The following is a 24,151-nucleotide window of genomic DNA, read 5'->3' as shown; positions in this document are numbered from 1 at the left end:
CTTCATTTCAAAATGTCGCCACGGAATCCGTAGGGCAGCATGTCGCCCATGGTCACGGTCTCGACCACGCCGCTATTGTCGCAGAGGTAGAGTTTCGTATCCGGCCGGCAGAACTCCGCCAGCCTTTGCCGGCAGCCGCCGCAGGGCGAGCACTTGGCCATGCGCGAGGCAATGACGGCGATTTCCACGATCTTGCCGCCGCCGCCCATGATGTAATGGCCGAGCGCCGTGGTCTCGGCGCACCAGCCTTCCGGATAGGACGCGACCTCGATGTTGGCGCCGGTAAAGACACGGCCGTCCTCGGTGCGCAACGCCGCCCCCACCGGAAACTTCGAGTAGGGCGCATAGGCCTTGGCCATGGCCTCCTGCGCGGCTTCGAACAGATCATGCGACATTCAGGTGTTCTCTCCGACGATCATGGTCAAAACCCGGCGCTTTGCGTTTCCTGGCGCCTTTCAAGCGCCGAGCCGCAGGTTCGGCTCAGCGGTCTCGGACTAGCGTACTTGGATCACCGTTCCTTTACATAGGGCACGCCGCCGGCGCGTGGCGGGATCGCCTTGCCGATGAAGCCGGCCAGCAGGATCACGGTCAGCACATAGGGCAGGGCCTGCATGAACTGGACCGGCACCTTGCCGATGAGCGGCAGCGGCGAGCCCTGCAGGCGGATCGCCGCCGCGTCGAGGAAGCCGAACAGAAGGCAGGCGAACATGGCGTTGACCGGCCGCCATTTGGCGAAGATCAGCGCCGCCAGCGCGATGTAGCCCTTGCCGGCGGTCATATCCTTTACGAAGCCGCCATTCTGCACCATCGACAGATAGGCGCCGGCGATGCCGGTGAGGATACCGGTGCAGATGAGCGCCCGGTAGCGCAGCCACGCGACCGAGATGCCGGCGGTGTCGACGGCGGCCGGGTTCTCGCCGACAGCGCGCAGCCTGAGCCCAAAGCGGGTCCGAAACAGCACCCACCAGGTGAACGGCACCATGGCGAAAGCGAGATAGACCAGGATCGAATGCCCGGACAAAAGCTCGGAATAGATCGGTCCGATGATCGGCACGTCGTGGATGGCGGCAGCACCTGGCAGAGTGATGGCCTCGAAGCGCTCGCCCGGCTGCAGCGCCGGCGTGCGCCCGCCTTGCTGGAACCAGGCCTGGCCCAGAATGATGGTCGAGCCGGCGGCGACGAAGTTGATTGCCACGCCGGAGACGATCTGGTTGCCGCGGTGGGTGATCGAGGCGAAGCCGTGCACCAGGGCAAAGGCGACCGACATCACGATCGCCATGCCGAGACCGAGGAAGGCCGAATGGAACACCGAAGCTGCGGCCGCACCGGCGAACGCGCCGACCAGCATCTTGCCTTCCAGCCCGATATCGAAGACGCCAGCGCGTTCGGAATAGAGGCCGGCAAGGCAGGCAAGCAGCAGCGGCACCGACAGGCGGATCGTCGAGTCGAGTATCTGCACGATGGCGATGAACACATCCATCTCAGGCGCCCTTCCCTTTGACCGCTTCCATGCCGACCGACCTTGGACTGAACGAAGCGAACAGCGCCTGGACGTAGGGCCGGAACATGTGCTCCAGCGCACCGGCAAACAGAATGACCAGGCCCTGGATGATGACGATCATGTCGCGGGAAATCGCCGGCATCTCGAAGGCAAGTTCGGCGCCGCCCTGGTAGAGCATGCCGAACAGGATCGCCGCCAGCACGATGCCGACCGGATGCAGGCGGCCCATCAGCGCCACGGCGATGCCGACGAAGCCGGCGCCGGAGACGAAGTCGATCGCCACATTGTGCTGGTCGCCCATCACCGGGTTCAGTGTCATCATACCGGCCAGCGCGCCCGAGATCATCATCGCGATGATGATGATGCGCGTCTCCGAAATGCCGGCATAGCGCGCCGCTTTCGGGCTGTGGCCGTAGGTGCGCATCTCGTAGCCGAGCTTGGTGCGCCAGATCAGCAGCCAGACCAGGAAGGCCATCACCAGCGCCAGCAGGAAGCAGATGTTGAACGGTGCCGAGCGTATCTTGGCGCCGAACAGTTCGATGATCCAGTTGAGCTTGGGCAGCTCCGCCCCGGCAAGGAAGTTTCGCGTCTGCGGCGCCTGCGAGGTAGCCGGCTTCAATGGCCCGACCAGGAGGTAGACCATGATCGAGGCGGCGATGAAGTTGAACATGATCGTGGTGATGACGATGTGCGAGCCGCGCTTGGCCTGCAGATAGGCCGGGATCAGCGCCCACAACGCGCCGACCGCGGCCCCGGCTGCGATCGCCAGCGGAAAAGTCAGCCACCATGGCAACACACTGTCGAAGGCGAGGCAGACCACGCCAACGCCAAGGCCGGCAATATAGGCCTGGCCCTCGGTGCCGATGTTGAACAGGCCGCAATGCGCGGCCACCGCAACCGACAGGCCGGTGAAGATGAAGGTGGTGGCATAAAACAGGGTGAAGGCAATGCCGGTTCCCTTGCCGAAGGCCCCTTCGACGAGGATGACCGCGGCGCGGAACGGGTTTTCGCCCACCAGCATGACGACGAAACCGGCAACAATGAAGGCCACCGACAGGTTGATCAGCGGGATCAGCCCATAATCGGCCCAGGCGGGCAATTTGGCGTAAGGCGTGCTCATTGCGCCGCCTCCTGGCGCTCGACACCCGCCATCAGCAGGCCAAGCTCGCCTTCGGTGGCCTCGGGGCCGCGCTCGCCGACGATGCGGCCGGCAAACATCACCAGGATGCGGTCGGACAGCGAGCGGATCTCGTCGAGTTCGACCGACACCACCAGCACCGCCTTGCCCTGGTCGCGCATGGCGATCAGCCGCTTGTGGATGAATTCGATGGCGCCGACATCGACGCCGCGCGTCGGCTGGCCGACGATGAGAACACCGGGGTCTTGTTCCATTTCCCGCGCCAGCACGATCTTCTGTTGGTTGCCGCCGGAGAAATTGGCCGTCTTCAGGCGCGGATTGCCGGGCCGGATGTCGTATTTCTCGATCTTGTCCTTGGCGTCGGCCATGATCGCATCGATGTTGAGGAACGGCCCTTTGAGGTAGCGCGGGTCGTCATGATAGCCGAGGATCGAATTCTCGTTCTCCTCGAAGGCCAGCACCAGCCCGACATGGTGGCGATCCTCCGGCACATGCGCCAGGCCCCGATCGCGCAATTCGCCGGGATCGGCCTTGCCCGTCAAGTCGATCGGTTTGCCGTCGAGCATGACCGAGCCTGACACGGCATGCCTGATGCCGGAAATCGCCTCCAGCAGTTCGGACTGGCCGTTGCCGGCCACACCGGCAATGCCGACGATCTCGCCGGCTTTGATATCGAAGGAGATGTCGTCGACCATGGTGACGCCGCGGGAATCCTTCACCGTCAGGTTCTTGACCGCGAGCTTGACGGCGCCGGCTTCCGCCTCGCCCTTTTCGACCCGCAGCAGCACGCGCCGCCCGACCATCAGCTCGGCGAGTTCCCCCACCGTCGTCTTGGAGGTCTCGCGCGTCGCCACCATCGTGCCCTGGCGCATGACCGAGACATTGTCGGTGATGGCCATGATCTCGCGCAGCTTGTGGGTGATCAGCACCACCGTTTTTCCCTGCTCCTTCAATTGCTTGAGGATGCGGAACAAATGGTCGGCCTCGGCCGGCGTCAAAACGCCCGTCGGCTCGTCGAGGATCAGTATCTCGGCGCCGCGATAGAGCGCCTTGAGGATTTCCACACGCTGCTGCAGGCCGACCGGCAGTTCCTCGATGATCGCGTCGGGGTCGACCTCCAGCCCGTATTCGCGTTCCAGGCGTTCGAGTTCGGAGCGCGCCTTGGCGATGCTCTTCTTCAAGAGCGCGTCGCTCTCGGCGCCCAGGATTATGTTTTCCAGCACGGTGAAATTGTCGACCAGCATGAAGTGCTGGTGCACCATGCCGATGCCGAGCGCGATGGCGTCGTTGGACGTCTTGATCGACGCCGGCTTGCCGCCGACGCGGATCTCGCCGCTATCGGCCTGGTAGAAGCCGTAGAGGATCGACATCAGCGTCGACTTGCCGGCGCCGTTCTCGCCGACAATGCCGTGGATGGTGCCGCGCGCGATCTCCAGATTGATGTCGCGATTGGCGCGAACGGCGCCAAAACTCTTGTTGATGCCGATCAGTTCGATTGCGGCTTGCGCCATGCAGCCTGTCCCACTCTTATTTTTTTATCGCTTGGTCAAAACGCCTAGCATGATGCCCCGTCTGTGCCAATTGGCGGCGCAGTGACCACTCTCGACAAATCCCGGTGCGATTGTCAATTTCGAACGTGGCCGGAGACCTTCGCATTCACTAATATACAAGGTTCAATGTCCGCAGCATTCTGCAACCGTGTACGCCAGGACCGAAGGATTTTTTAGATGATCATGCCTGCCGACCGGCTGACGACGCTGGAAATCCGTGCCACTGAACAGGAAAAGACCATCGAGGAACTGTCGGGCCAGATCGCCGAGCAGTGGCAGGTGATCGAGCGCATGCAGCGCAAGCTCGATGCCCTGACCGAGCGCTTCATGGCGCTGGAGGAACAGTCGGCGCCTGATGTGCCGATAACCAGACCACCACACTGGTAGCAAGGAGAAGCCGATGGCCAGTGAAAGCGATCGCGTTGCGCGTGCCGGCGACTATGTGCTTGGCCTGATGAACGAGCGCGACCGGGAACGCGCCGAGCGCGACCTCGAGATCGATCCTGCCTTCCGCGACACGGTGATGCGGCTGGCCGAGCGCATGCATGTCTTCGATCGCACGGGGCGGCCGTCGGGCGGCAGCGATCGCTGGCGGCTGATCTCGCAGCGCATCGCCGAAATGCCGCAGATGCGCGTTGTCGGCCAGGACGAGATAAAGCCCACGCCGGTGATCAGCAGGCTGGAGCGCCGCCCCTACGGTGTCGGCGTGCATTCGCTTGGCGGCCGACGAGGCTTCGCCATCGCCATTGCACTGATCGTGGTGTTTGCGCTGGGTTATCTCGTGGGCGTGTTGTCGGCGGGTGGTGTGCTTCTGCCTTGATCGGCGGAGCAAGTCGCATAAGTCGCTCCCCCTCTCCGTCTCGGCTTCGCCGAGCCACCTCTCCCCCGCTCCCGCGGGGGCGAGGAACCCAAGCCTATGAAGGCCGCGTCCTCTGCGATTAGCATTTCCTCGCCCCACAAAGTGGGGGAGAGGTGGCTCGGGCGAAGCCCGAGACGGAGAGGGGGCTGGCGCTACCCAACGCGATCCGCCCTGCCCCCAAAACAAAACCGCCGGGCTTGCACCCGGCGGTCCGAAACGTCAGTGGTTACCGATCAATACGGGCAGGCGTTGTCGGCGGTGTAGTCGTGCACCTGGATCGTGCCGGCGATGATGTCGGCCTTTGCCTTTTCGACCGCAGCCTTCATCTCGTCAGTGACCAGCGCCTTGTTGTTGTCGTCCATGGCGTAGTCGACGCCGCCTTCCTTGAGGCCGAGATTTTGCAGGCCGCCCTTGAAGGTGCCGTTCTTGCCGTCCATGAAGGCGGTGTAGACGGCCACGTCGACGCGCTTCAGCATCGAGGTCAGCACCTTGCCGGGCTGCAGGCCGTTCTGGTTGGAATCGACGCCGATGCCGAGCTTGCCGGCATCCGCCGCCGCCTGCAGCACGCCGACGCCGGTGCCGCCGGCCGCGGCATAGACCACGTCGGAGCCCTGGTCGATCTGCGTCTTGGCGATCTCGCCGCCCTTGGCCGGATCGTTCCACGCCGCCGGCGTGTCACCGGTCATGTTCTGGATGACGTCGGTCGCACCGGCAGACTTGGCGCCGCCGACATAGCCGCATTCGAACTTGCGGATCAGCGGGATGTCCATGCCGCCGACAAAGGAGACCTTCTTCGACTTCGACGCCATCGCCGCCATGATGCCGACGAGGTAGGAGCCTTCATTCTCCTTGAACACCAGCGAGCGGACATTGGGCATATCGACGGCATCGTCGATGATGGCGAAGTTGAGATCGGTGTACTCGGCCGCGACCTTCTTCAGCGCATCTTCCCAGGCAAAGCCGGCCATGACGATCGGGTTGCGGCCATCCTCGGCGAAGCGGCGCAGCGCCTGTTCGCGCTGCGAGGCGTTGGACACTTCGAATTCGACATAAGCGACGCCGGTCTCGGCCTTGAACTTCTCGGCGCCGTGAAAGGCCGCCTCGTTGAAGGATTTGTCGAACTTGCCGCCGAGATCGTAGAGGATGGCCGGCTGGACATCCGCGGCAAAAGCCGGAAGAACCATTGCGGTTGCGGCCAGGAGGCCGAGAACGATACGTTTCATGTGATCCACACCCTGTCGGTTATTTTTTTCCGTTACGCGCCGCCCGCCTACCCGGTTCTCCGGCAGGCATGCGACATCAGCCAGGAGTGTACTCCCCTCCCGCTCCAGGCAATCTGGCACGGCCCGAAACAAAATTCACGCGGAATTTTGACCTTTTGGAAAAGCATTGCCCAAGGCAGTGACGGCCATGGACGGTTGCCGCGGTGGCGTCGCAAGTCCGCGGGGACAAGCCGTCATCCCGGGGCGAATTCTCCGCCTCGCCGCCGGCGCCGGTAGCCGATCGCGTAGAGCAGCAAGGCAAGTACTGCGAACACGGCAAAGCCGGGCTGGGCAAGCACCCAGGCGATGCCGCCATCCCATATGATCGGGCTCGCCTTGGCGCGCACGAAGGTCTCAAAGGCCGCGCGAGTGTCGGGCGACATCGCCAGCCAGCTCGAATTCAGCGGCGTCATGACCAGCGCGGAGGCGGCAACCGAGCGCGTCGCGTCGAGCACCGCCATGATGACGGCGACCGAAAGTGCGACCATGGCCGCGAGGCGAAACAGAAAACGGAACATCGAAACCTTCCTCCGGTCCTCAAGCTCCTCCCGAGGACCTTCCGGTCAAGACGAGGAATAGAATGCGTAGGCCCAGCGCGCAATCGGCCTATGCGAATTTGAAGCCCCCGTCCGCCTATATCGCCGCCTTTCGGCTGCGCCGGTGGACGAACCAGACGGCAAGGATGCCGCCGGCAATGGCGCCGACCACCAGCCCAGCAAGGCCGATGAACACGGCAAAATAGCCGCAGCCGCCCTCGAAACAGCTGATGTCGGTCACCTCGGCAATCCCTGCGCCGAGCGCGAAGCCGGCGACGGCGCCGACGCCCGCGCCGAGGATTATGCCGAGCAAGGCTGCGGCAATCGAGGCGAAGGCTGACGGCGCTTGCCCTTGCCGCGCGGTATAGACGGCTGCGGGTCCGGCATCGCGCCGCAGCAGGTAGATGCAAAACAGGCCGATGCCGATTTCGGCTGCGGTGATGGCCAGGCTTCTGGCGGAGAAGACGAATTCCGGCACGGCCAGCACATAGGCCTGCCTTGCCAGCAGAAAGACGATGACGGCGATCTGCCAGAAGGTGAAATGGCGAGGGACGTGCACCGAACGGCCGAAGGCGAGGCCGAGCAGATAAAGCCCCCACAGGATGGTGACGATGTCGAAGGCCAGTGCGCCAAGGACGAAATAGAAGACCGTGTCCGGCAGGCCGGAACTGCCCACCAGCCACCAGGCCGAGACCAGCCCATAGACCGACAACGCCATGACGAAGGCCAGCCAGACCACCGGGATGAAGGCCAGGTCCGAACGCCCAGGCGGCGGCAGCCCGCCCGGCACGCCGCTGCCTTGCACGCCGCCGGCCGGCGTTCCGCTGGCCGGCTGTTCATTGCTTGATGTCATGTCCGGACGTTGCCCCCGCAAAGCCTCCGCCTCACTCGACAACTGGCCGGGGGCGAAGTCAAGTACGGCCGGCCCCGCCGCCTTGCCTGTGCACACCATTCGGAACCGAAGCGTCCTTGAAGCGGAGGCGTTGGCGGCTCCGCGAAACGATGCATGGCCGGCAAAGCGAATAGACTGCCGTTATGGCTTGGCATTCGGCGCCGGATCGACTAGATGAGCCCCGCGCCTGTTTGATTGACGGGCGCCGGGAAGGGCATCCGCTGGTTGGCGGCGCCCCGTGAAGCGGGTCTCCCCCGCACTTCCCAAAGGGATGCATCTCCCCAACCCGCGCGGCAAAACCGGCCGGCGCGAATGCAAGGACGGAGAGGTGGCCGAGTGGTTGAAGGCGCACGCCTGGAAAGTGTGTTTACGGGAGACCGTAACGCGGGTTCGAATCCCGCTCTCTCCGCCAGTTCCTCAGAGCATCGCTAAATATCTGACAATTATCAACATTTTGAGAAGCTTCTGAAAGTCGGTGCCCCACGCCGGTGCCCCAAAATAGACTTCTACCCGGCACCTATTGCCGCGTCTCCGATCACTGCACCTATCCTATTTCGAAGCTTTGCCTTCAATTCCTCCGGGTTGGCCCAAGTGATGTGGTTGAACTGCCGCGTGTCGAAGTGAACCTTGTCAATATGGTCCTGTCGACAAGTCCAGATCACCGGAATTCCCAACCCTTGGGCGAAGCCCGCTTCGTAATAGACACCTCCCCTAGGGATACTGACAACGGCATTGCCAACCCCCGCTTCTCCGCAAGTGAAATCCGCGACAACAAATTTGGACCGACGAATTTCCGCAATGATTTCGTCGTCGATCTTGTTGTTGTGTTCCTTCTGGTCAATGCGCATGGGGCGATAGCCGGCGGTGATAATTGCCGGACTGATTCCAAACTCATAGGCATCGTTGACCTCAGCACCAAACCACATGGCAACAAAGGCTTGGTTAGAAACCCTAGGGGCTGCTCCTAACTGCTCCAAATGGCTGTGCCCATCAAAAGTGAGAGAGAGTGCGTAACCGTCGTGAGTGACTAGCGCTTGTTTTGCCGCGAACGTGATAAGCGAATCAACCTCAGAGAAGTTGCAGGACTCTGTAGCGGCCAGCAGAATGTCCTGCGCTGCCCAATACGGGTTCTCGTGCGGTCTATCATTCACGATAAAAACCGGCTGCTCGTACCGCATCGCTTGCCCGAGACTTGGCGTATGCAGCGAAATGACTTGCAGAAGCCGGTCGCGCCTCTCCACTATTTTCTTCCCTTGGGCGACCTTAGCTCGCTCCAATTCCTCGCTTGTCACTAGCGGCCATTCAACTCCCGCGTTGTGCTGATCAATCAACCAAGAGGTCAGAAAAGCCTTCTGCCGGTCATCGGCGAAATTGAGGCTTGCCTTCGCAGACCCGGTGATTTCGTACCTGCCGCCTGCCCGTGGGGAATCGTAAGCAAACCTGTCGGCCTCGGTGATTTTCGATGTCTCCAGCGTACCAGTGTTCCAAATTGCGCACTGCATAGGGGGATTGGCTCCTCGCAAAAGACTCGGTTAATTGTTGGCCCGTCGATTGAATGACTCCACGGCATCCTCGTAGCCCGAGATTGCCTCCTCGTTCTCGCTTCGGGCCTGCCGATTGTTGCAGTCGAGGTAGCTCTCCACTTCCGACTTGTAGTCCTCCATTTCGCGCTTACACCTGTCGAACTCGTCTTGATCATCAAAGCTCCCGTAACGCTCGGCGCAGGAAGGAGTGGACGGCTTCGAGCAATACAAGGATGCAATTGCAGAGGAAGTGTCGAAACACACCGCTACCGCAGCGGCAGCCACAAGGTTTGTTAAGCGCATCGTATTATCCCCGATCCCAAGCGGGCAACCTGCCGGGAACTTTGGGGAGGTGCAATGGCAGTTATCAGTAACACACAACATGCCGGGCGAGACACGCGCCGCGGCCAAGCAAACCTTGCGAGTATCGTCCGACTAACACCAATCAAGGCCTTCTAGACTCCCAATCGAAACAGACGCATTCTCCCGCTGGGGGAGAGGGTGATGGGCAAAGAAGTTCATCCCAACTGGGCAAGACCACGGCGGTCGCTTTGGCGCTCGCTGGTGGCAGCCCGCCTCCCGATAGCGTTGGCGCTCTTGGTTGGCTCTTCTGCCGCATACCTTTCGGTTGGCGACCAGCCCCGCCTTCCGACCGTGCATTCGGCTGGCTCATCGTCTAGCGAGGGCGCGTTCCACAAGCCCGGCTGCGATATCAAGGGCAACATCAATGAGCGGGGCGAGCACATCTACCATATGCCTGGGCAGGCGTACTATTTGGCCACCCGCATAAGTCCAGCCCGTGGAGAGCGATGGTTCTGTTCGCAATGGGAGGCGTGGTGGGCCGGCTGGCGCAAGGCGAAGGTTTAGGGCAGGCGCAGAGCGAAGGCTTAAGTCGACCTTGCTCCGTCGTGCCTTCAATACCATCGGTACTTAGCGCCGCGATGGGAGCGTCGCTGCGCGGCGTGCTGACTATCGGCCCATGCGTGTGAGAAAATCATATATAACCTGATCCAAGACCTCAGCAGGATCGTCCTCGAAGCTCCTCTTTCCTGATTTCCCTTCAGCCTCTCGCCGAAGTTGCGCTTCGCGAATGTTGAGCATTTGATGTAGGTGGAGGTCATGAAGCAGAACGAAGAGTTTTCCTCCTTCTCGCATTGCGCCAAACGCGGCCAGTTCAGCGTGTTCGTGAGGCTTCTTTCGGCTGACGAGAAAGCAAACCGACCTAAGTGCACCGACATTCACATATCGCTCGGTTGAGTAGATTTGGCTCGGAGTGATCCCTTTGCTGTAATTTTTGCATTCAAAGACTATTGCCCGAGTTCTGAAGTCTCGCGTCAACGTGTCCCAGAAAGGGTGCCCCGCCCTCACCCTGTAGGTAATGTCCATAATGTCGAGGTCGTCTTCTGTGCGCCGATGCGGCCTTGCATCAACCAAGAAGGTCCCAAACAAGTAACGCACTATTTCTTGAACAAGGACCTCGTACTCCGTGGCTTGCTCCTGACCTTCCTTAGTAACGGTAAGTCTGTTGCGCAACTCCGCCCCAGAGGGCAGCAATTCTCCTTGACCAGCTTCTTCGGCCACAAACGGCCCGGGCGCTTCCGCGAGGCTAGGCTTAGGGGCGGGTTCAAGGCCACTTATCTCTTTATCTTGATCTTGATGTTTCGTTATCGGTCGGCCCAAACTGCGTCCGAAGTTCAGCCGCTCAAGCGGCCTGAGCCTCCTAAAAAACAATGCAAAATCGCGCTTGAGTGCAGTGGCCTTAGGCGAAAGCTGATCCAATTCCCGCTGAATACGATCGCGGTCCCAGACCTCAATTGCGAATTCCGTCTGAAGCCAATCTAGATGGACTGGCTCTATCTTAGAGCTGAGGATGGCTATGTGTTTGGCCTCAGTCCTCGTCTGCCGAAGTTGTGCCTTCGCGCCAGCAACCTTATCTCGAAGGAATCCTAAAGTTGGCCGAAGAAATGTAACTACTATCAACTCCGCCCGGATTTGTTCGTCGCCTCTTTGAGCGGAAGCGTCCACCCTAACGCCATTTTCAAGGCTTTGAGGGCGGACCTCGAATCCCTTGGCAGCAAACAATCGAACGCACAGTTGCTCGAACATTCGATACGCAGTTACTGTGTTCATCCTTCGCCCCCCTGTAAATCGAGCTTTAGCCTTGCTGAGTATGTCGCTCGACTGATTATTCTCAGTGCTACCATGAGGAATCAGCTGCGGGCCAGAATTGTAGAAATTTACCGGCTCTCTTTTGTTATCACGGGGATGATCGTGCCAATCTTCTCAAGGGACGCTACTTGCATCTCTCGAACCGCAGGCCGCCCCGCGTGCCTAGGGACCATGATGCCGTCATGCATGGGCAAAGCTGCAATCTCCATCCTCGCCAGCCGCAGCAGCACGGTCACCAGGATGCAGCTCTCGGTGAACATCAAGTCCATCGCGATGTCGTGACCGAAGAGGGGCACCAAGGCGGGATGCTTGGAGCCAATCGCCGCTGCCAATCTCGGTCCTGTCCAGCCCGCAGGTAGCGCCTCCTTTACGTCACTCGGCAAGCGGGTCATCTCGTTCGAAGACGACAGCATAGCCGCGAAGCCAGCCTTCACGCCGGCACGATGCTCCTCCAAGCCGGGAATGGCGTACAGGTCCCCTTCAGGCGGCTCAGCCCCTACCCGCGCATAGGCGAGCCTAGGGAACATGCTGGCATAGTCGAGGTCAGCTATCGGCTCCCCGTTGATGCGAAGGTCAGCCCGCAAGGCCTTCGGCATGGATTGCCAGAAGCCGCCATAAAGCCTGCCATGCAGGTTGAAGGTGTGCGGGTCGGTGACATTGCGAAGGGTGAAGCGGCGAATTAGCCTAAAGCCGGCTTGGCGTTGGCCTTGAAGCTCTATCCGCTGGGCGGCGAGGAAGGTATTGACCTCCTCCAGTTCCCGCCTCAGTCGGTGGGTCTCTTCGTTGTCCACATAGTCCACCAGTTCGAAGGGCAGCTTCTTGCCAATGGCACTACGGCCCATCCTCGCGGTGAGCCATATGGTTTCCTCTCCTGCTGCTCTCCCAACCTCTCCAGTCCCAGCCCCAAGCAGAGCCTCAAGCAGCTCTCCGGTGGCCTCTATGCCTGTCCTTCGCTTCTTGATGTGGGCTGCATGCTTGACCACCAGGCCCATGGTGGCCATCGCATTGATAACATGCGGGAGGTGCCCAAAGGCCTTCCGGTCATAGCGGGACAGGGTGTCATGGCGGAGGGGGAGAGCTAGGCGCCTGTGCACAGGGTGTCCTTGATGCAGGACCGCAAGGTTGGCCACTAGGCAGGACACGATGTTGGTCACCCTCTCCACCTGCTCCTGCTTGGGCTGCCTGATGCGGGCTTGACGCCCCTTGGCGGGGGCTTGGAGCACTTGCCTAACCATGGACTCCGAGAGGGCCTTGAGGTGAGGACCCTCGCAGGTGGCCCAAGGGTCAAACCAGTGGTCAGTGAGGGAGGTACGATCATCCATCAGGAGCAATCACATGGCAGCCTCCGAGCTCCGGCCTCAAGTCAGCAACGATAATGGGGCTGTGAAATAGCAGAAACCTTGCAGCCCACCACCTAGGCGCACCACAAGGGGAATGGGGGGAGCTAAGCTTGCAACATGCGAGCACCCCGAGCCGCCACCAAGTCGCTCGATTATTTGCATCGTGGAACATCTTCTAAGATCGGCGTTTGTCCCAACTGGGCCGCCAACCCGGAAGGTGCGATGGGTGCTCACCGAAGCGTTTGGTTTTGATGGCGATGATTTGCCCGACCGCTTGCCGAGCCAGTCCCTCTCCTGCCGTTTCCAGCTTCTCTCCGATTTTTCGCAGCACGAGTCCCGAAGATCTTGGATAAGCGTGAAGCTCGCTGTGAATATCCGGGCCGAGCGGGTTGAACATCTCCCAACTTTTATGCGTCCCGCTCGCAAGCCGGTGGACCGCCTTCGCAGCCTGCACAATTTTAAACTCCTGGGTGCGATGTGAGCCGAAGTCATCTTCAATCAACGCGCTAACGCCCAAGTAGGTGGACAGCAAACGGCGGGGCTCAACGCCGGCCTCTCGCAATCGGGCGAAGGCGACACGCGCTCTATAGCTGGCCGGGCGGCCGCGAAGATCCATCGCGGGCTCAATCCGTCCAGAGCTTGCTAGGATGTGGGCTAGCGTCTGCAAGCCATCCCTGACCGCACTTTGATGGGAAAACGCCGCAAGCCATGCTGAGGCAGCGGCAAGATACGGCCTGAGTTCGGCCGCCCGATAGGTTGCGCACCAATGGGAACCGTGACGAGCCTTGTGCAGCACATGATATCGGCAATGAAATGGGGATAGACCAGTCCCGCTTGCGAGTGACGGTTTGCGGTTGCATCCTGGAACAGCACAGGTTTGCTGGTTTGCGAGAGCGCCCGACGCAAAGCCAGCTTCGATCTTCGTCGACAAAGAAATCAGTGGCACAGCGGTGTAATCGACTTCAATTCCCACCGATAAGGCGGGTCAATTGCACATTGGCCAGCGCAAGGGCCTTCTTCTTTAGAGCCCTTTGGCGCGGACCGACCGAAGCGTATTTCACGGAAAAAGCGGCGCCCTTTTCAGAGGCGAGCTTGATGACCCCGGCGATGGTTTGTCCGTCCTTGACGAACGTGCCATCCACACCTCGCCCTTCGGATTGGAAGGCGGTGGCTAGATCGGCCATTGAAATCTCCACCATCACCGAGTCCCCGGTTAAACAGTCTTCAACGACACCACGGACTGCCATTATGAGCGCAAACCACTGATGTCGGTTGGCAGCGCGACTTGGGATCGCTCTAGGTTCACCGATCTCTTCACCGGTCGTAGCATCAAATATCTGCCACGCGGACGCGCTCACTCCGGGGGAGCCCGATTTAGGTGACGCAACAGTTGCCACAGCGATAGCAGAAAGCTTTCTCCCTGCCGCCACGGAGGCAACAGCCCTTCGTTCGATCATTGACATGCGAAGTCTCAATCCGTTTGCAATGCTCACCCTCTACCATTTCGGCGAAAATTTGTCAATAAAATCAATTTGTTACCATGATGGGTGTAACACAAGGGTGTAACATTTTGCGGTCTGGCAGCTGACATTCTTTCGGCTTTTCAGCGAGTTGAACCCCTTATGGCGGGTGTAACGCGCCGAGCATGAATCCCTGAATCGTTGATCAACAGCCCCAAGTAGCGCGTGCCTGCTGATAGCCGCCTTGCATTGCGTCATCCGGTAGCTAGACTCGCTTGTGAGCGCTCACGCGGCGCTCCGGGGTGTGGAAACCCTGAGTTCAAAGCATGACGCCGAAAGCATCGCGGGTTGCTTCTCGCCCCGCTTTGAAGCCGGAGGAAAGATGACTCCTAACGCTTGCCCATTCTGCACCAGCACAGAAGTTAGGCCCCACGTCAGGCGAGACATGCGCGTAGTCATTCACTGCGATGAATGCGGAGCCTCAGGGCCGATATGCATTGATCAGGCCGCCGCTGCTGAAAGCTGGAATAGCCGCCCCTGGAAAGGCAACCAGCGGCGTGCATCAGCTGGCCATCGGTAGGAACCAGAAAACACATTTAAGTTTTATTGGATTGAGTAGACAGGCAATATAATATCCCTCCTCAAACGGCGAACGTGTGTCGCATGAGGAGACACTATAGTGACTAATGTGACGACCGAGCTTCGCGTTCCAGCGGCGCAGTACATTCGGATGTCAACAGAGCACCAGCGCTATTCTCTTGAAAACCAGATCGCTGCCATTGCGGAGTATGCCGAGACTCGGCGCTTCGCTATTGTCCAGACTTATACCGACGCCGGTAAAAGTGGCTTGAGTTTGAAGGGGAGGGATGGCCTCAAGCAGTTGTTGAGCGATGTGGTGACCGGCCAGCGCATATATTCGGCAGTCCTGGTTTTTGACGTAAGCCGATGGGGCCGGTTCCAGGATACAGACCAATCAGCCCACTATGAGTTTCTTTGCCGAGAGGCCGGGGTTGCCGTGAAGTATTGCGGCGAGCCGTTCGAGAACGACGGCAGCATGGTTTCAACTATCGTCAAGAACCTGAAACGGGTCATGGCTGGCGAGTATAGCCGCGAACTGTCTGAGAAGGTTTCCAGGGCACAGCAACAGCAAGCTCGTTTAGGCTTTAGGCAAGGCGGCCAGATACCCTACGGCGTAAGGCGACTGTTGGTCAGCAAGGAACGAGAGCCCCGATTTATTTTGGGTTTCGGCGAACAAAAGGGCCTGAGTACCGATCGGGTTGTATTTGTGCCCGGTCCACTCGATGAAATCCGTACCGTCCGGCAAATTTTCCGAATGTTCGTTGGGCAAAACCAAAGCATGTCAAGCATCGCGCGAGAACTAAACGACAATGACATCCCTTCCACCAACGGTGGGACATGGACGTTAGCACGCGTCAGAACTGTTCTTACGAGCGAGTTGATGGTCGGGTACTACGTCTACAACCGAAAAACACAGCGAATGAAGGGGCCGGCTAAGCGAAATCCTCCAGGCTTGTGGATCAGAACACGAGTAATGGAACCTATCGTCGGGGCAAGGCAGTTCGCAAAAGCCCGAGAGCAGATGGCACGCCGGGCCGGCTACGCCTTCTCCAAACAAGGCATGATCGATCGGCTTGCACGGCTCTTAAGAGAGAAGGGGAAGCTGTCGTCGGCCATCATTGATCGCTGTCAGTACACGCCTTGTTGCAGAACGTATGCCGAGCATTTTGGTGGTCTTAGGGGTGCGTACGCGACAGTCGGATACCAGTGCCGATGGCGTGTTCCTAGGCGGGGACGCAAATACTCCGATGATGAACTCCTAGATGGTATCCGGCGATTACACGCTGCGATCGGGCACGTCACAATCGCACTCATCGAAGCAGACCCGGAACTTCCTCCACATCAGGTATTCGCGGAGCGTTTCGGCTCGATGGTCAAAGCTTATGGGTTGGCAGGATTCCCGACCACCAAACGAGAAGCGATCTCGGCCGCGCAGAAAAGAGCGGCTTCGCGACTTTAGAAGGGGTGGCGATCATGCCCCAAGGCTCGACCAATACGAGGATACAGTCGCTCGACGTGCTGTTGAGCAAGCGCAAGATCGGGACCATCTCGCGCAGTCCGACCTATGCGGTCAGGTTCGAGCAAGACTATCGCGCATCGGGCGGTTTTCCAATTCTCAGCCTCTCTTTTCGGTCGGCGAGTGGCGAACTCAGGAAAGACCCGAAGCCCCTTGCAGGCATCCTTCCCGCATTTTTCACCAATCTCCTGCCGGAGGGTAAGTTGCGCGAGGCGATGGAGAAGTATCACCAGGGCAACATAAGGCGACGCAATGATTTCGATCTCTTAGCTGTGCTTGGTGCCGATATGTCTGGAGCTGTGCAAGTCATACCCAGTGACGGTCCCGTTTTGAACGATCTGCCCAAGGCCCGCTTCTCGCTGGCCGGCATGCAAATGAAGCTGTCCGTTACAAAAAAAGGGGAGAGCGGCGTTTTCACCCTGCCGATGGATGGTGAACTGGGCCTTTATATCGCAAAATTCCCGCCCTTGGCCGTTCCGGGGGTTTCGGAGAATGAATTCGCTAATCTAGCCCTTGCGGCAGCGATTGGGATGGATGTTCCCGACCGCGAGTTGGTCGACAGGTCCCACCTGCAGAATATTCCCGAGGAACTCAACACCCATTCCGGGGGGCCGCTTCTCTTAGTTAGGCGCTTTGATCGAGGCGCTGACGCCCAAAGGATCCACATTGAGGATTTCGCTCAAGTCTTCTGCGTCCATCCCTCGCGCAAATATGACGGCGCTGCCTTTCACCAAATCGCGGCTACGTTGAACGATGCTGTGTCGTGTGATGCGGCTCTCGAATTCGTCCGTCGCCTGGCCTTGGCAGCTTTGACCGGCAACGGTGACATGCATCTGAAGAATTGGTCTCTGATCTACCCTGGAGATGGCGATAGACCGCGTCTTGCCCCGATCTACGATGTGCTGTCGACCGTTCCCTACATCCCAACCGACGGCATGGCGCTCTCCCTCGGTCGGGAGCGGGCATTCAAGGCGCTCACGGCGTCACGGTGGCAAGCGTTCGCAAACCGCGCAAGGCTGCCCGAATCCGCCGTGCTTAAAGCGGTTGTTGAGACAGTCGCACTGGTCAACCAGCATTGGTGGCGTTTGCCGGAGCGCGAGAAAGTCCCTGCATTGATCCTAGAACGCATCGATGAGCACATTGAGTTCATGACGCCGATTCTGACCACCTGCGACGCTAAGTGACTCCAACCCTTGGCCACAACGAACAAAGCGAGTATTGCGCAGCCCCCTCGGAAGACGGTCGCTCGGGCTGAGGCCTGAGGCAGCCACGATGTCGCCTGCGGATTTGAGGCTCAACACGCACCGCTAGGACAGGCAACTAGAACGTGGAGATAACAGAAGGCGATACTGCAACCACCATAGTAGGTGGTGCAAGCGTCGCGACCTTGACGTGGATACCCTGCTGCCAAGCGCATCGGAGGGCCTGAAGATACGCGTGAGGGCGACTAGTGGAAGCCGCATGGTGCGGCGGGTGATTTGGAGGGACGAGGAATGAAAAACACTGCTGCCGTTCGCCGATCCGCCCCGTCGCACTATTCGAAGGAGAAGGTCTTCGTCACACCGTCGCCCGGAAGGGTTGTAGATATTTTTATTGGGGCAAGTAGCCTCTCGGCAAACGTCCTTGTAAGTAGAATTTTGCCTTCCTCTACTCGCAACCCGTCGAAAGGGGTCGGCTCATCAGGGTATGCCGTGGCCGGAATCGCCACAAGCTTTCTGAGTCCCTCGCCTATCGGCAATTCTGCGGACATCTCCGGAATAGCCTCAGCCTGCTTGTCCACAAGTAAACCTACAAACTTGGCCGCTTGAATATCGACACGGAGTAACGCGTGGAGCATTTCCAACGCTGCCTTCGCCAAGCTCGTGCCACCGCGCCGGCCCTTATGGACCTCATCGTCGCGAACAAGCGAGTCGCCATTTCTATAGCTGCAGATCATAAACCTTGGGGAGGCGCGGCCAGTGGTCTCTGAAACTGCCCACACGAAACCGACATGAGCACCTGAGTGCTTGCATTTGTTGCATATAATGGCCCAAGGGTCGCGCAGCCGTTTTGCAGCCACTTGGTAGTCCTTAAGCCGCTTCTTGTCCGACGATGGAAAAGGTCCGATCCGTTCAACCAGAAGCTGCGAATAGACGTCGAAAACTTCAGTCGCATCGTAGATTATCCGACGAAAGGCGTCGGTCACGCGATCCCCGTCCGGCTTTGTCGCGAACTGCACTGCCTCCAATTCGACCGCGAACGAAAGCAGGGACGATGAAAACACTCGCCAAACGGCGTGGATCGATTGAACCGGGTGGGCACCACCGGGCTTTCCGCCATCCAAGCTCAGCCGACGGCCCACTAAAGCTGCAACAAGAGCCGAAGACGGGTGACCTTTCTCACCAAGCAGCAGTTCCATATGCGGCAGGCTCCCTAGGGGTTCGTTTGGGTCCTCTAACTTTCGTTCGGAGACTCGTCCGATTGATTCAGAACAACGAGCCTTGAGCCAGAGCCTGTTGCGGAAACTTAATCTGTGTGGCCGGCTTCTCGACAATCACCAAGGCATCGTCCGGGGCTGTCCGCTGCATATGCCGCGCTTCGGACCACGGGGCCGTGAGCCAGGTTTCCACCTCCTCGCGGGTGGTGAGGATCACCGGCATAGCCTTTTCGTGGATGGGCGCTATGAGGGCGTTGGGCTTGGTCGTGAGGAAGCCGTAAAGCTCGAAGTCACCCGGCCCGTCCTTGACCCTGCGGACCCCCTGCCAGCGCGTCCACATGCCGGCGAAGAAGAACAGCGGCCGGTCCTCGCCTCGGGCAAACCAGTAGTTCCGCTGTATGCCTGTCTCCAGGTCCTTGTCGTTGGGCGTGGGGCTCGGCTCCGCGAAGCTCGTGACGGGCACGACACAGCGGTTCTCCACGCCAACGTATTGCTGCCAGTGGCCATACTGCGGATTGCGGATGTTGGTGGTGCCGTAGTCCGCCTTGCCCTTCACCCGCTCTGCCGGCGTAGGCATGCCCCAGAGCAGCTTGGCAAGCTCGCGCTGACCATCGGGGGCATTGCGGACCACAGCGCCGGGCATGTTGGGGTAGACATCTAGCGAGGGCTCAAGGTTACCCATGATGTCCCGCATGGCGCGGGTCCACTCACGGATGGCATCTTGGCTGGTGGTGATATTGTAAAGGTTGCACATGCCCGGCGATCCTATGGCCTCGGGTTCTTTTGCCCCAACTCGTCAAGCCAAGCGCTCAAGGCCGCGCCGTCCTTTAGCTCTAGACGATAAGGCATGAACTTGGTGAATTCCGGCGAGGTCAGGAGCCCCGGCTGAAATGTTGAGGTCGTGGAAATTACCGCCTTGGATGCATTCTGATCGGCAGACAGCACCCCAAGCATTGCCCGAAGTTCGTCGTGCCCAACTTGATGGCCGGGCGAAAATGCTTTCGCTTGGTCGAGTATCCTAACGGACCCAAAACCATCCTTGGAGGCGATGACGTCCCGTCCGAAATCCCCACGCTGCGGAGTAAGTATCACATCATAGCCGGCACGCTCATAGGCCCCGGCGATGAACTCCTCAAACTTGCGAGGGGCTTGAACAAAATGGAAGAGGAACTTTGGGTCTTTGGCAATCTCGGCCACGATGGCCAGCCAGGGCAAGGTAACCGTTACGACCCGGGCACCCTCAGGAACATGCACGCCAGCCGTCACGAGTGCTTGGAGGAGAAGTGCAGTAGGCGGACGCTTGTTGCTGCGACTCCTACCACTCATTTGCGAGCTCGCAATCACCCCTAATGCAATCATCGGTCTCGCCCCTCAGAACTTCGGCACCGGCTTGTCCCGGCAGCCAAACTTGCCGCCCGTCCCCGAGTCCTTGATGCTTGAATTGTAGAAGCTGCCCTTGGACCCTGCGGCCAGCAGCGAGTCCACCGTCCCTTGGTCAATCTCGCAGTAGTGATACCAAGTCTGCTTGAGGCGAATGAGCATATAGGAGTGCTCGGCGTTGTAGCAGACGCGCTTGACCACGCTGCTGTCTAGCTCCCCCGTGCATTCGAACTTGGCGAGGTCCACAGGGCCCCGGTATTTAACCTCAACTGTCTCGGCGGCAACGGGGCTCAATGTCATGAGCAGCTGGAAACCAACAACAATCATTGACCAGATGCCGGCGATAGGGCGGTGGTTAGATGGTTGCGGGCTCCTCGCCGCTCTGCCTGCTGGCATTTTTGTTGCCCCTCTTTGGTAGCCGCCACTCCAGCTTTCTTGTGTAGGGAATTGCAGCAAGGCCAGCTGGTTCCAAGACGTCACGGTTTAGCGACTCCATCGCGTCTTTTCTAGTAGCGTAGTAGTGGGAGGCGTATAGTATGGGCTTGCCTTCCACCATCCACGAAAGGACCAAGAGCGCGCCTAAGTCTCCCTGGTCCTTGAGGACGATGCGGAACTTCCCTGGCGGCTCATGGGCAAGCCAGTGCCTCAGGTGATCCACCAAGGGTGCGGTTAAGGATGGGCGGAGCGGGGCGGCGGCCGTCAGCTCTTCTAGGCCCTCGCGCACTGTGCTGGCCAGCCGCTCCGTGTAGGCCTCCATGCGGCTATTGGCATCCCCGCCGCCGTGATTGCGGTCAAGCAGGGTCTCCGCTGTAGCCAGCGCGAGCGCCTCCAATCGGCTTTCGGGAGAAAGTTCTTGCAGTGCAGAAACCATCTCGCCGGCCAAGAGGCCCGCTGGGGACCGAATAGTGGCCTCATAGCTCATTGGGGCTCTCCGCCAGAATGCGAAAGACCGACGCGCGGCTAATCCCTAATGTCGCCACGATGTCGCCCGCAGACTTGCCTTCCGTCTTGAGGCGCAACACCTCGCTGGCTTGACGGCGGGCGGTGGGCTGGCGGCCAATATACTTCCCTTCGGCTTTGGCCTTGGCGATGCCTTCGCGCTGCCGCTCTAGCATCAGCTCCCGCTCAAACTCCGCGATGGAGCCCAGCAGGTTTAGCATGAGCTTCCCGGTGGGGGTCGAGGTGTCGAGGTTCATCGCCAGAATACGAAGGCCTGCCCCCTTCGCCTTTAGGGCCGCAGTGATCGACACCAAGTCGGCCACTGAGCGTGCTAGGCGGTCCAGCTTGGTCACAACTAGCGTGTCGCCCTCGCGAACCCATTCAAGCACGGCGGCAAGTTGTGGCCTATTGGTTGCCACCGAAGAAATCTCTTCTCGGAACACCTTGGTGCACCCCGCTTGCTCAAGGTCGCGAAGCTGGGCTTCAAGGCCCGCCTTTTGATCGGTGGTGGAGGTGCGAGCGTAGCCGACTAGTGCGGATGTAGACATAGTTTCAGGTCTCCTTTTGGCTGTCATGTGAGACCATCATGTGAGACCAAAGACCAAAATGTCAAGAGACCACTTGTGTGAGACCGCCAAGCTGGCCATTCGGCAGACTCACATGGGCTTGCCCTAGTGAGATTGGATGTGGTCCAGTGGCGTGCAATTTGGGAGGGGAAAAGGTTGAAAACGTTGGCCGAGATGGTTCCGGACGTAGACCTGCTACTGGAGATGGAACCAGAGGAGCTTGGAGCCTCGTTGCTTTTCGTCATCCGCGAAGCGATCACCAGGAACTCAATGGGGATGGCAACGCTCACCAACGTCCTCAGCAGCATTGCGACATCGGACTCAAGCGGCAGCTCAGCAATTCCTGTCAAGAAAAGGGACCATGTTTTTCAGGCGATCACTGAGGCTTGGATGTGGCTTGAGGCCCAGGGGTTGCTAATACCAGCGCCGGGCACCAATGGTCAGAACGGGTGGAAAAGGCTAAGTCGACGGGCGGAGAAAATTGAAAACGCCACGGACTTCTCGGGCTACTCGGCCAGTCGCTATCTCCGCAAGGAACTGTTGCATCCAAGAATGGCGAATTGGGTATGGGCGGCTTTTTTGCGCGGCGAATATGACGTGGCAGTATTTCAATCCATGAAAGCCGTCGAGGTAGCCGTGAGAGAAGCAGCGAGACTACCGGAGACCGAACTAGGCTTGTCCCTGATGCGCAAAGCCTTCAATGCAGAGCACGGACCGCTCGCTGATCCGGCAGCGCAAGGGAGTGAAAGGGATGCGTTGTCCAACCTGTTTGCCGGTGCGATAGGATGTTACAAGAACCCCCACTCGCATCGTTACATTGCGGTGACTGATCCCGCCTCAGCGGCGGAGGTCGTCATGTTGGCGAACCAATTGCTCCGCATCGTGGACGAAAGACGCTCGGCCTTGAGCGAGGACCAAGAGGGTTAGCAGGGCGGGCGGAGGGGGGGAACCTCCTGCCACTGGCTCGTATGGGACCTCTCAAATCTATGACCCAAAAATTTCATTGGGTGTGCTTGCCGAGGTCCGCAAACATCGTCTCAGCCATTCCGGCACAGTACAACTCAGCGAGTTGAAGCTGGTTAAGACCAATGAGTTCGCGAACAGGAACATGGTCTGACATCCAGTTTATCAGCAGCTCTTTATCGGTACGGTGGTAAGTACGGAAGAGAAAATCAAACGCATCAAGTGGATGACGAAACCCGCTAGATTTCTTCTCAGAGTGAACGTTCCGCAAAAACGAGACAAAAGGGTCCTCAGGAAAATAGTTTGGGATCGAAGAAAGCTGCTGCATGGCTTGAAAAACCTGATACGCCTCAATGTGCAACATTCTCGCTCGTTGCATATTTATTATGCCGCGCAGACGCTCGGGTGGGAAATCCGCTATCTTAAATCCCGCACTGCCTACCTCATAACCAACCTTCGCCTTCGATCCACCAACAAGCAGTGGCCTGTTTGTCACGTACAAGTAGGCCGGAGATGCGGGTGCGTCGCCTACCATCATGTCATATTCCGCCTGTCGCACTTGCTCAACGAAATGCGGGGCCCATTCTGGAATGGAATCCTTTGCTGAAATCGCTCGATTGATCTCAATAAAAACCATTCTTGGATGATCTGCATGTTTTAGTAGCGCATCGTATAGCTTACCGCGAAATCGTGGTGGTTCTGCTGATGTGCCTGCGCGGGCAGAACGAGAAGTCACAGCTTTTGCTTCAACCGAAAACTTGCGGCCTGTGCCCTTATTGGTAGCTATGAACTCACAGTGAGATTGGCGACTGTCAGTCTCGTCTTCAAACGCGATTACAAACCCTGCACGTGCGAATATGCCGATGACATGCGCCTCATAGAGCGCACCTTCGTAGTGCTGCGGCGACTTTAAACGCTCCAGCAGTAGCTTAGGTATCGTCTCGTTGTGAGCGCAAAGGTAGAGGTCATATGCAAGCGACAGTAGAGCAGCCATCGGGCCAGTAGGTTCGACCGAAAACAGCCCAGTACGACCTCTACTTGATGATTGTTCGGCTTCCTCAAACTGCGAGAATTGCTGGGCGATAGGATGCCGATTTTCGAAAGGTTTGCTTCGCTCTAATTGCCACCAATCTCTGCCGAAGCTGATTTCAAGGAACGAAAAGAGGAAGTCGTTAAACGTTCGCCAATATGGCGATTTGTACGTGATGTCCTTGACCCGTACGTGCCGATCACCGTCCCTGACCCACGACTCCGGCAACTTACCATAGCCATACTCCCGCTTCTGACTTACCGCGACAGCGGCATTGAAGTCACTGTTGCCCACAACACGGGAAAGCCCCTCCGCCGCTGGCGACAAAAGGTCTAGATGCTTGAAGTAATGCTCGTGGCACTCTCGATACGTCCGACCAGAGCCGCACTCGCAGGCGTCGGCCATGTGACCTCCAACAGACAAAAAAGGCAACCAGCCCAAAAGACTCAGTTGCTGTTGGCGTATTATAGCGCAAGTCCAATGGCGTTTTCTCCAAACTCACCGATTAACTGACTGGAAGCCGCACCGCTTT

Annotated in this window: 26 protein-coding genes and 1 tRNA gene; 7 read left to right on the top strand and 20 right to left on the bottom strand. The window is 59.0% G+C overall.

Annotation, left to right across the window (positions count from 1 at the left end):
- Positions 1 to 2: 2 nt before the first annotated feature.
- The 4 genes from cdd to ACWTU9_RS07820 all read right to left on the bottom strand — a co-directional run bounded on the left by cdd (position 3) and on the right by ACWTU9_RS07820 (position 4,150).
- Complete coding sequence (cdd, locus tag ACWTU9_RS07835) at positions 3 to 395, bottom strand: cytidine deaminase (protein WP_112624279.1); 393 nt, start codon at positions 393 to 395, stop codon at positions 3 to 5.
- A 113-nt stretch (positions 396 to 508) separates the two neighbouring features.
- Positions 509 to 1,480: an ABC transporter permease gene (locus tag ACWTU9_RS07830; RefSeq protein ID WP_023671125.1), complete on the bottom strand. Its 972-nt coding sequence runs from the start codon at positions 1,478 to 1,480 to the stop codon at positions 509 to 511.
- A 1-nt stretch (position 1,481) separates the two neighbouring features.
- Positions 1,482 to 2,621, bottom strand: a complete 1,140-nt coding sequence (locus ACWTU9_RS07825) for an ABC transporter permease (protein ID WP_455857808.1) — start codon at positions 2,619 to 2,621, stop codon at positions 1,482 to 1,484.
- Complete coding sequence (locus ACWTU9_RS07820) at positions 2,618 to 4,150, bottom strand: ABC transporter ATP-binding protein (protein ID WP_455857807.1); 1,533 nt, start codon at positions 4,148 to 4,150, stop codon at positions 2,618 to 2,620. The genes ACWTU9_RS07825 and ACWTU9_RS07820 overlap by 4 nt, the downstream gene beginning before the upstream one ends.
- 216 nt (positions 4,151 to 4,366) lie before the next feature.
- Between ACWTU9_RS07820 and ACWTU9_RS07815 the strand changes: the two genes are divergently transcribed.
- Together ACWTU9_RS07815 and ACWTU9_RS07810 are read left to right on the top strand one after the other, a co-directional pair.
- Positions 4,367 to 4,576 (top strand): SlyX family protein, encoded by a 210-nt coding sequence (locus ACWTU9_RS07815; RefSeq protein WP_455857806.1) that lies wholly within the window; start codon positions 4,367 to 4,369, stop codon positions 4,574 to 4,576.
- 13 nt (positions 4,577 to 4,589) lie between these two features.
- Positions 4,590 to 5,009: a hypothetical protein gene (locus ACWTU9_RS07810; protein WP_454585904.1), complete on the top strand. Its 420-nt coding sequence runs from the start codon at positions 4,590 to 4,592 to the stop codon at positions 5,007 to 5,009.
- Between the two features lie 272 nt (positions 5,010 to 5,281).
- Here the strand turns inward: ACWTU9_RS07810 and ACWTU9_RS07805 are convergent, their stop codons facing one another.
- The 3 genes from ACWTU9_RS07805 to ACWTU9_RS07795 form a co-directional block, all read right to left on the bottom strand.
- Positions 5,282 to 6,271 carry a BMP family lipoprotein gene (locus ACWTU9_RS07805; protein ID WP_455857805.1) on the bottom strand — a complete coding sequence of 330 codons (990 nt, stop codon included), beginning with the start codon at positions 6,269 to 6,271 and terminating at the stop codon, positions 5,282 to 5,284.
- A 233-nt stretch (positions 6,272 to 6,504) separates the two neighbouring features.
- On the bottom strand, positions 6,505 to 6,828 hold the full coding sequence (locus ACWTU9_RS07800) for a hypothetical protein (protein ID WP_455857804.1): 324 nt from the start codon (positions 6,826 to 6,828) through the stop codon (positions 6,505 to 6,507).
- Positions 6,829 to 6,943: 115 nt separating this feature from the next.
- On the bottom strand, positions 6,944 to 7,699 hold the full coding sequence (locus ACWTU9_RS07795) for a hypothetical protein (protein ID WP_455857803.1): 756 nt from the start codon (positions 7,697 to 7,699) through the stop codon (positions 6,944 to 6,946).
- 361 nt (positions 7,700 to 8,060) lie between these two features.
- Here ACWTU9_RS07795 and ACWTU9_RS07790 point away from each other — a divergent pair.
- Positions 8,061 to 8,150, top strand: a tRNA-Ser gene (locus ACWTU9_RS07790).
- A gap of 94 nt (positions 8,151 to 8,244) precedes the next feature.
- On the opposite strand, the gene ACWTU9_RS07785 is transcribed toward ACWTU9_RS07790, so the two are convergent.
- Positions 8,245 to 9,240: a hypothetical protein gene (locus ACWTU9_RS07785; RefSeq protein ID WP_455857802.1), complete on the bottom strand. Its 996-nt coding sequence runs from the start codon at positions 9,238 to 9,240 to the stop codon at positions 8,245 to 8,247.
- 30 nt (positions 9,241 to 9,270) lie between these two features.
- Complete coding sequence (locus ACWTU9_RS07780) at positions 9,271 to 9,564, bottom strand: hypothetical protein (protein WP_455857801.1); 294 nt, start codon at positions 9,562 to 9,564, stop codon at positions 9,271 to 9,273.
- Between the two features lie 201 nt (positions 9,565 to 9,765).
- Between ACWTU9_RS07780 and ACWTU9_RS07775 the strand changes: the two genes are divergently transcribed.
- Positions 9,766 to 10,128, top strand: coding sequence for a sunset domain-containing protein (locus tag ACWTU9_RS07775; protein WP_455857800.1), 363 nt, complete (start codon positions 9,766 to 9,768; stop codon positions 10,126 to 10,128).
- Positions 10,129 to 10,230: 102 nt separating this feature from the next.
- Here ACWTU9_RS07775 and ACWTU9_RS07770 read toward each other — a convergent pair whose 3' ends face one another.
- The 4 genes from ACWTU9_RS07770 to ACWTU9_RS07755 form a co-directional block, all read right to left on the bottom strand.
- Positions 10,231 to 11,391: a hypothetical protein gene (locus tag ACWTU9_RS07770; protein WP_455857799.1), complete on the bottom strand. Its 1,161-nt coding sequence runs from the start codon at positions 11,389 to 11,391 to the stop codon at positions 10,231 to 10,233.
- A 107-nt stretch (positions 11,392 to 11,498) separates the two neighbouring features.
- Complete coding sequence (locus ACWTU9_RS07765) at positions 11,499 to 12,584, bottom strand: hypothetical protein (RefSeq protein ID WP_455857798.1); 1,086 nt, start codon at positions 12,582 to 12,584, stop codon at positions 11,499 to 11,501.
- Between the two features lie 361 nt (positions 12,585 to 12,945).
- On the bottom strand, positions 12,946 to 13,386 hold the full coding sequence (locus ACWTU9_RS07760; RefSeq protein ID WP_455857797.1) for a hypothetical protein: 441 nt from the start codon (positions 13,384 to 13,386) through the stop codon (positions 12,946 to 12,948).
- A gap of 346 nt (positions 13,387 to 13,732) precedes the next feature.
- Positions 13,733 to 13,954 carry a hypothetical protein gene (locus ACWTU9_RS07755; protein WP_455857796.1) on the bottom strand — a complete coding sequence of 74 codons (222 nt, stop codon included), beginning with the start codon at positions 13,952 to 13,954 and terminating at the stop codon, positions 13,733 to 13,735.
- A 955-nt stretch (positions 13,955 to 14,909) separates the two neighbouring features.
- Between ACWTU9_RS07755 and ACWTU9_RS07750 the strand changes: the two genes are divergently transcribed.
- Both ACWTU9_RS07750 and ACWTU9_RS07745 read left to right on the top strand, forming a co-directional pair.
- The gene (locus ACWTU9_RS07750) at positions 14,910 to 16,268 is read left to right on the top strand and encodes a recombinase family protein (RefSeq protein ID WP_455857795.1); all 1,359 of its coding nucleotides are present in this window, start codon (positions 14,910 to 14,912) and stop codon (positions 16,266 to 16,268) included.
- A 14-nt stretch (positions 16,269 to 16,282) separates the two neighbouring features.
- Entirely contained in the window at positions 16,283 to 17,509 is a 1,227-nt protein-coding gene (locus tag ACWTU9_RS07745; protein WP_455857794.1) for a type II toxin-antitoxin system HipA family toxin, read from the top strand.
- A gap of 350 nt (positions 17,510 to 17,859) precedes the next feature.
- On the opposite strand, the gene ACWTU9_RS07740 is transcribed toward ACWTU9_RS07745, so the two are convergent.
- The 6 genes from ACWTU9_RS07740 to ACWTU9_RS07715 form a co-directional block, all read right to left on the bottom strand.
- Positions 17,860 to 18,723 (bottom strand): hypothetical protein, encoded by an 864-nt coding sequence (locus tag ACWTU9_RS07740; RefSeq protein WP_455857793.1) that lies wholly within the window; start codon positions 18,721 to 18,723, stop codon positions 17,860 to 17,862.
- Between the two features lie 67 nt (positions 18,724 to 18,790).
- The gene (locus ACWTU9_RS07735) at positions 18,791 to 19,495 is read right to left on the bottom strand and encodes an SOS response-associated peptidase (RefSeq protein WP_455857792.1); all 705 of its coding nucleotides are present in this window, start codon (positions 19,493 to 19,495) and stop codon (positions 18,791 to 18,793) included.
- Between the two features lie 11 nt (positions 19,496 to 19,506).
- Complete coding sequence (locus ACWTU9_RS07730; protein WP_455857791.1) at positions 19,507 to 19,938, bottom strand: restriction endonuclease; 432 nt, start codon at positions 19,936 to 19,938, stop codon at positions 19,507 to 19,509.
- A 174-nt stretch (positions 19,939 to 20,112) separates the two neighbouring features.
- Positions 20,113 to 20,448, bottom strand: a complete 336-nt coding sequence (locus tag ACWTU9_RS07725; protein WP_455857790.1) for a KTSC domain-containing protein — start codon at positions 20,446 to 20,448, stop codon at positions 20,113 to 20,115.
- A 28-nt stretch (positions 20,449 to 20,476) separates the two neighbouring features.
- Entirely contained in the window at positions 20,477 to 21,043 is a 567-nt protein-coding gene (locus ACWTU9_RS07720; RefSeq protein ID WP_455857789.1) for a hypothetical protein, read from the bottom strand.
- Positions 21,033 to 21,608, bottom strand: a complete 576-nt coding sequence (locus tag ACWTU9_RS07715; RefSeq protein ID WP_455857788.1) for a recombinase family protein — start codon at positions 21,606 to 21,608, stop codon at positions 21,033 to 21,035. The genes ACWTU9_RS07720 and ACWTU9_RS07715 overlap by 11 nt, the downstream gene beginning before the upstream one ends.
- A 174-nt stretch (positions 21,609 to 21,782) precedes the next feature.
- On the opposite strand from ACWTU9_RS07715, the gene ACWTU9_RS07710 reads away from it, so the two are divergent.
- The gene (locus ACWTU9_RS07710) at positions 21,783 to 22,553 is read left to right on the top strand and encodes a TIGR02391 family protein (protein ID WP_455857787.1); all 771 of its coding nucleotides are present in this window, start codon (positions 21,783 to 21,785) and stop codon (positions 22,551 to 22,553) included.
- Positions 22,554 to 22,626: 73 nt separating this feature from the next.
- On the opposite strand, the gene ACWTU9_RS07705 is transcribed toward ACWTU9_RS07710, so the two are convergent.
- Positions 22,627 to 24,024 carry a hypothetical protein gene (locus tag ACWTU9_RS07705; RefSeq protein WP_455857786.1) on the bottom strand — a complete coding sequence of 466 codons (1,398 nt, stop codon included), beginning with the start codon at positions 24,022 to 24,024 and terminating at the stop codon, positions 22,627 to 22,629.
- Positions 24,025 to 24,151 lie beyond the last annotated feature (127 nt).

Source organism: Mesorhizobium sp. 128a, from assembly GCF_053848025.1.
The sequence above is the reverse complement of the archived record's forward strand: the minus strand, read 5'-3'. Positions and strand labels throughout refer to the sequence as shown.

Excerpts from the sequence above, each read along its gene's own strand:
- cdd (WP_112624279.1), bottom strand. The coding sequence starts at position 395 with ATGTCGCATGATCTGTTCGAAGCCGCGCAGGAGGCCATGGCCAAGGCC.
- ACWTU9_RS07830 (WP_023671125.1), bottom strand. The coding sequence starts at position 1,480 with ATGGATGTGTTCATCGCCATCGTGCAGATACTCGACTCGACGATCCGC.
- ACWTU9_RS07825 (WP_455857808.1), bottom strand. The coding sequence starts at position 2,621 with ATGAGCACGCCTTACGCCAAATTGCCCGCCTGGGCCGATTATGGGCTG.
- ACWTU9_RS07820 (WP_455857807.1), bottom strand. The coding sequence starts at position 4,150 with ATGGCGCAAGCCGCAATCGAACTGATCGGCATCAACAAGAGTTTTGGC.
- ACWTU9_RS07815 (WP_455857806.1), top strand. The coding sequence starts at position 4,367 with ATGATCATGCCTGCCGACCGGCTGACGACGCTGGAAATCCGTGCCACT.
- ACWTU9_RS07810 (WP_454585904.1), top strand. The coding sequence starts at position 4,590 with ATGGCCAGTGAAAGCGATCGCGTTGCGCGTGCCGGCGACTATGTGCTT.
- ACWTU9_RS07805 (WP_455857805.1), bottom strand. The coding sequence starts at position 6,271 with ATGAAACGTATCGTTCTCGGCCTCCTGGCCGCAACCGCAATGGTTCTT.
- ACWTU9_RS07800 (WP_455857804.1), bottom strand. The coding sequence starts at position 6,828 with ATGTTCCGTTTTCTGTTTCGCCTCGCGGCCATGGTCGCACTTTCGGTC.
- ACWTU9_RS07795 (WP_455857803.1), bottom strand. The coding sequence starts at position 7,699 with ATGACATCAAGCAATGAACAGCCGGCCAGCGGAACGCCGGCCGGCGGC.
- ACWTU9_RS07785 (WP_455857802.1), bottom strand. The coding sequence starts at position 9,240 with ATGCAGTGCGCAATTTGGAACACTGGTACGCTGGAGACATCGAAAATC.
- ACWTU9_RS07780 (WP_455857801.1), bottom strand. The coding sequence starts at position 9,564 with ATGCGCTTAACAAACCTTGTGGCTGCCGCTGCGGTAGCGGTGTGTTTC.
- ACWTU9_RS07775 (WP_455857800.1), top strand. The coding sequence starts at position 9,766 with ATGGGCAAAGAAGTTCATCCCAACTGGGCAAGACCACGGCGGTCGCTT.
- ACWTU9_RS07770 (WP_455857799.1), bottom strand. The coding sequence starts at position 11,391 with ATGAACACAGTAACTGCGTATCGAATGTTCGAGCAACTGTGCGTTCGA.
- ACWTU9_RS07760 (WP_455857797.1), bottom strand. The coding sequence starts at position 13,386 with ATGGATCTTCGCGGCCGCCCGGCCAGCTATAGAGCGCGTGTCGCCTTC.
- ACWTU9_RS07755 (WP_455857796.1), bottom strand. The coding sequence starts at position 13,954 with ATGGCCGATCTAGCCACCGCCTTCCAATCCGAAGGGCGAGGTGTGGAT.
- ACWTU9_RS07745 (WP_455857794.1), top strand. The coding sequence starts at position 16,283 with ATGCCCCAAGGCTCGACCAATACGAGGATACAGTCGCTCGACGTGCTG.
- ACWTU9_RS07740 (WP_455857793.1), bottom strand. The coding sequence starts at position 18,723 with ATGGAACTGCTGCTTGGTGAGAAAGGTCACCCGTCTTCGGCTCTTGTT.
- ACWTU9_RS07735 (WP_455857792.1), bottom strand. The coding sequence starts at position 19,495 with ATGTGCAACCTTTACAATATCACCACCAGCCAAGATGCCATCCGTGAG.
- ACWTU9_RS07725 (WP_455857790.1), bottom strand. The coding sequence starts at position 20,448 with ATGATTGTTGTTGGTTTCCAGCTGCTCATGACATTGAGCCCCGTTGCC.
- ACWTU9_RS07720 (WP_455857789.1), bottom strand. The coding sequence starts at position 21,043 with ATGAGCTATGAGGCCACTATTCGGTCCCCAGCGGGCCTCTTGGCCGGC.
- ACWTU9_RS07715 (WP_455857788.1), bottom strand. The coding sequence starts at position 21,608 with ATGTCTACATCCGCACTAGTCGGCTACGCTCGCACCTCCACCACCGAT.
- ACWTU9_RS07705 (WP_455857786.1), bottom strand. The coding sequence starts at position 24,024 with ATGGCCGACGCCTGCGAGTGCGGCTCTGGTCGGACGTATCGAGAGTGC.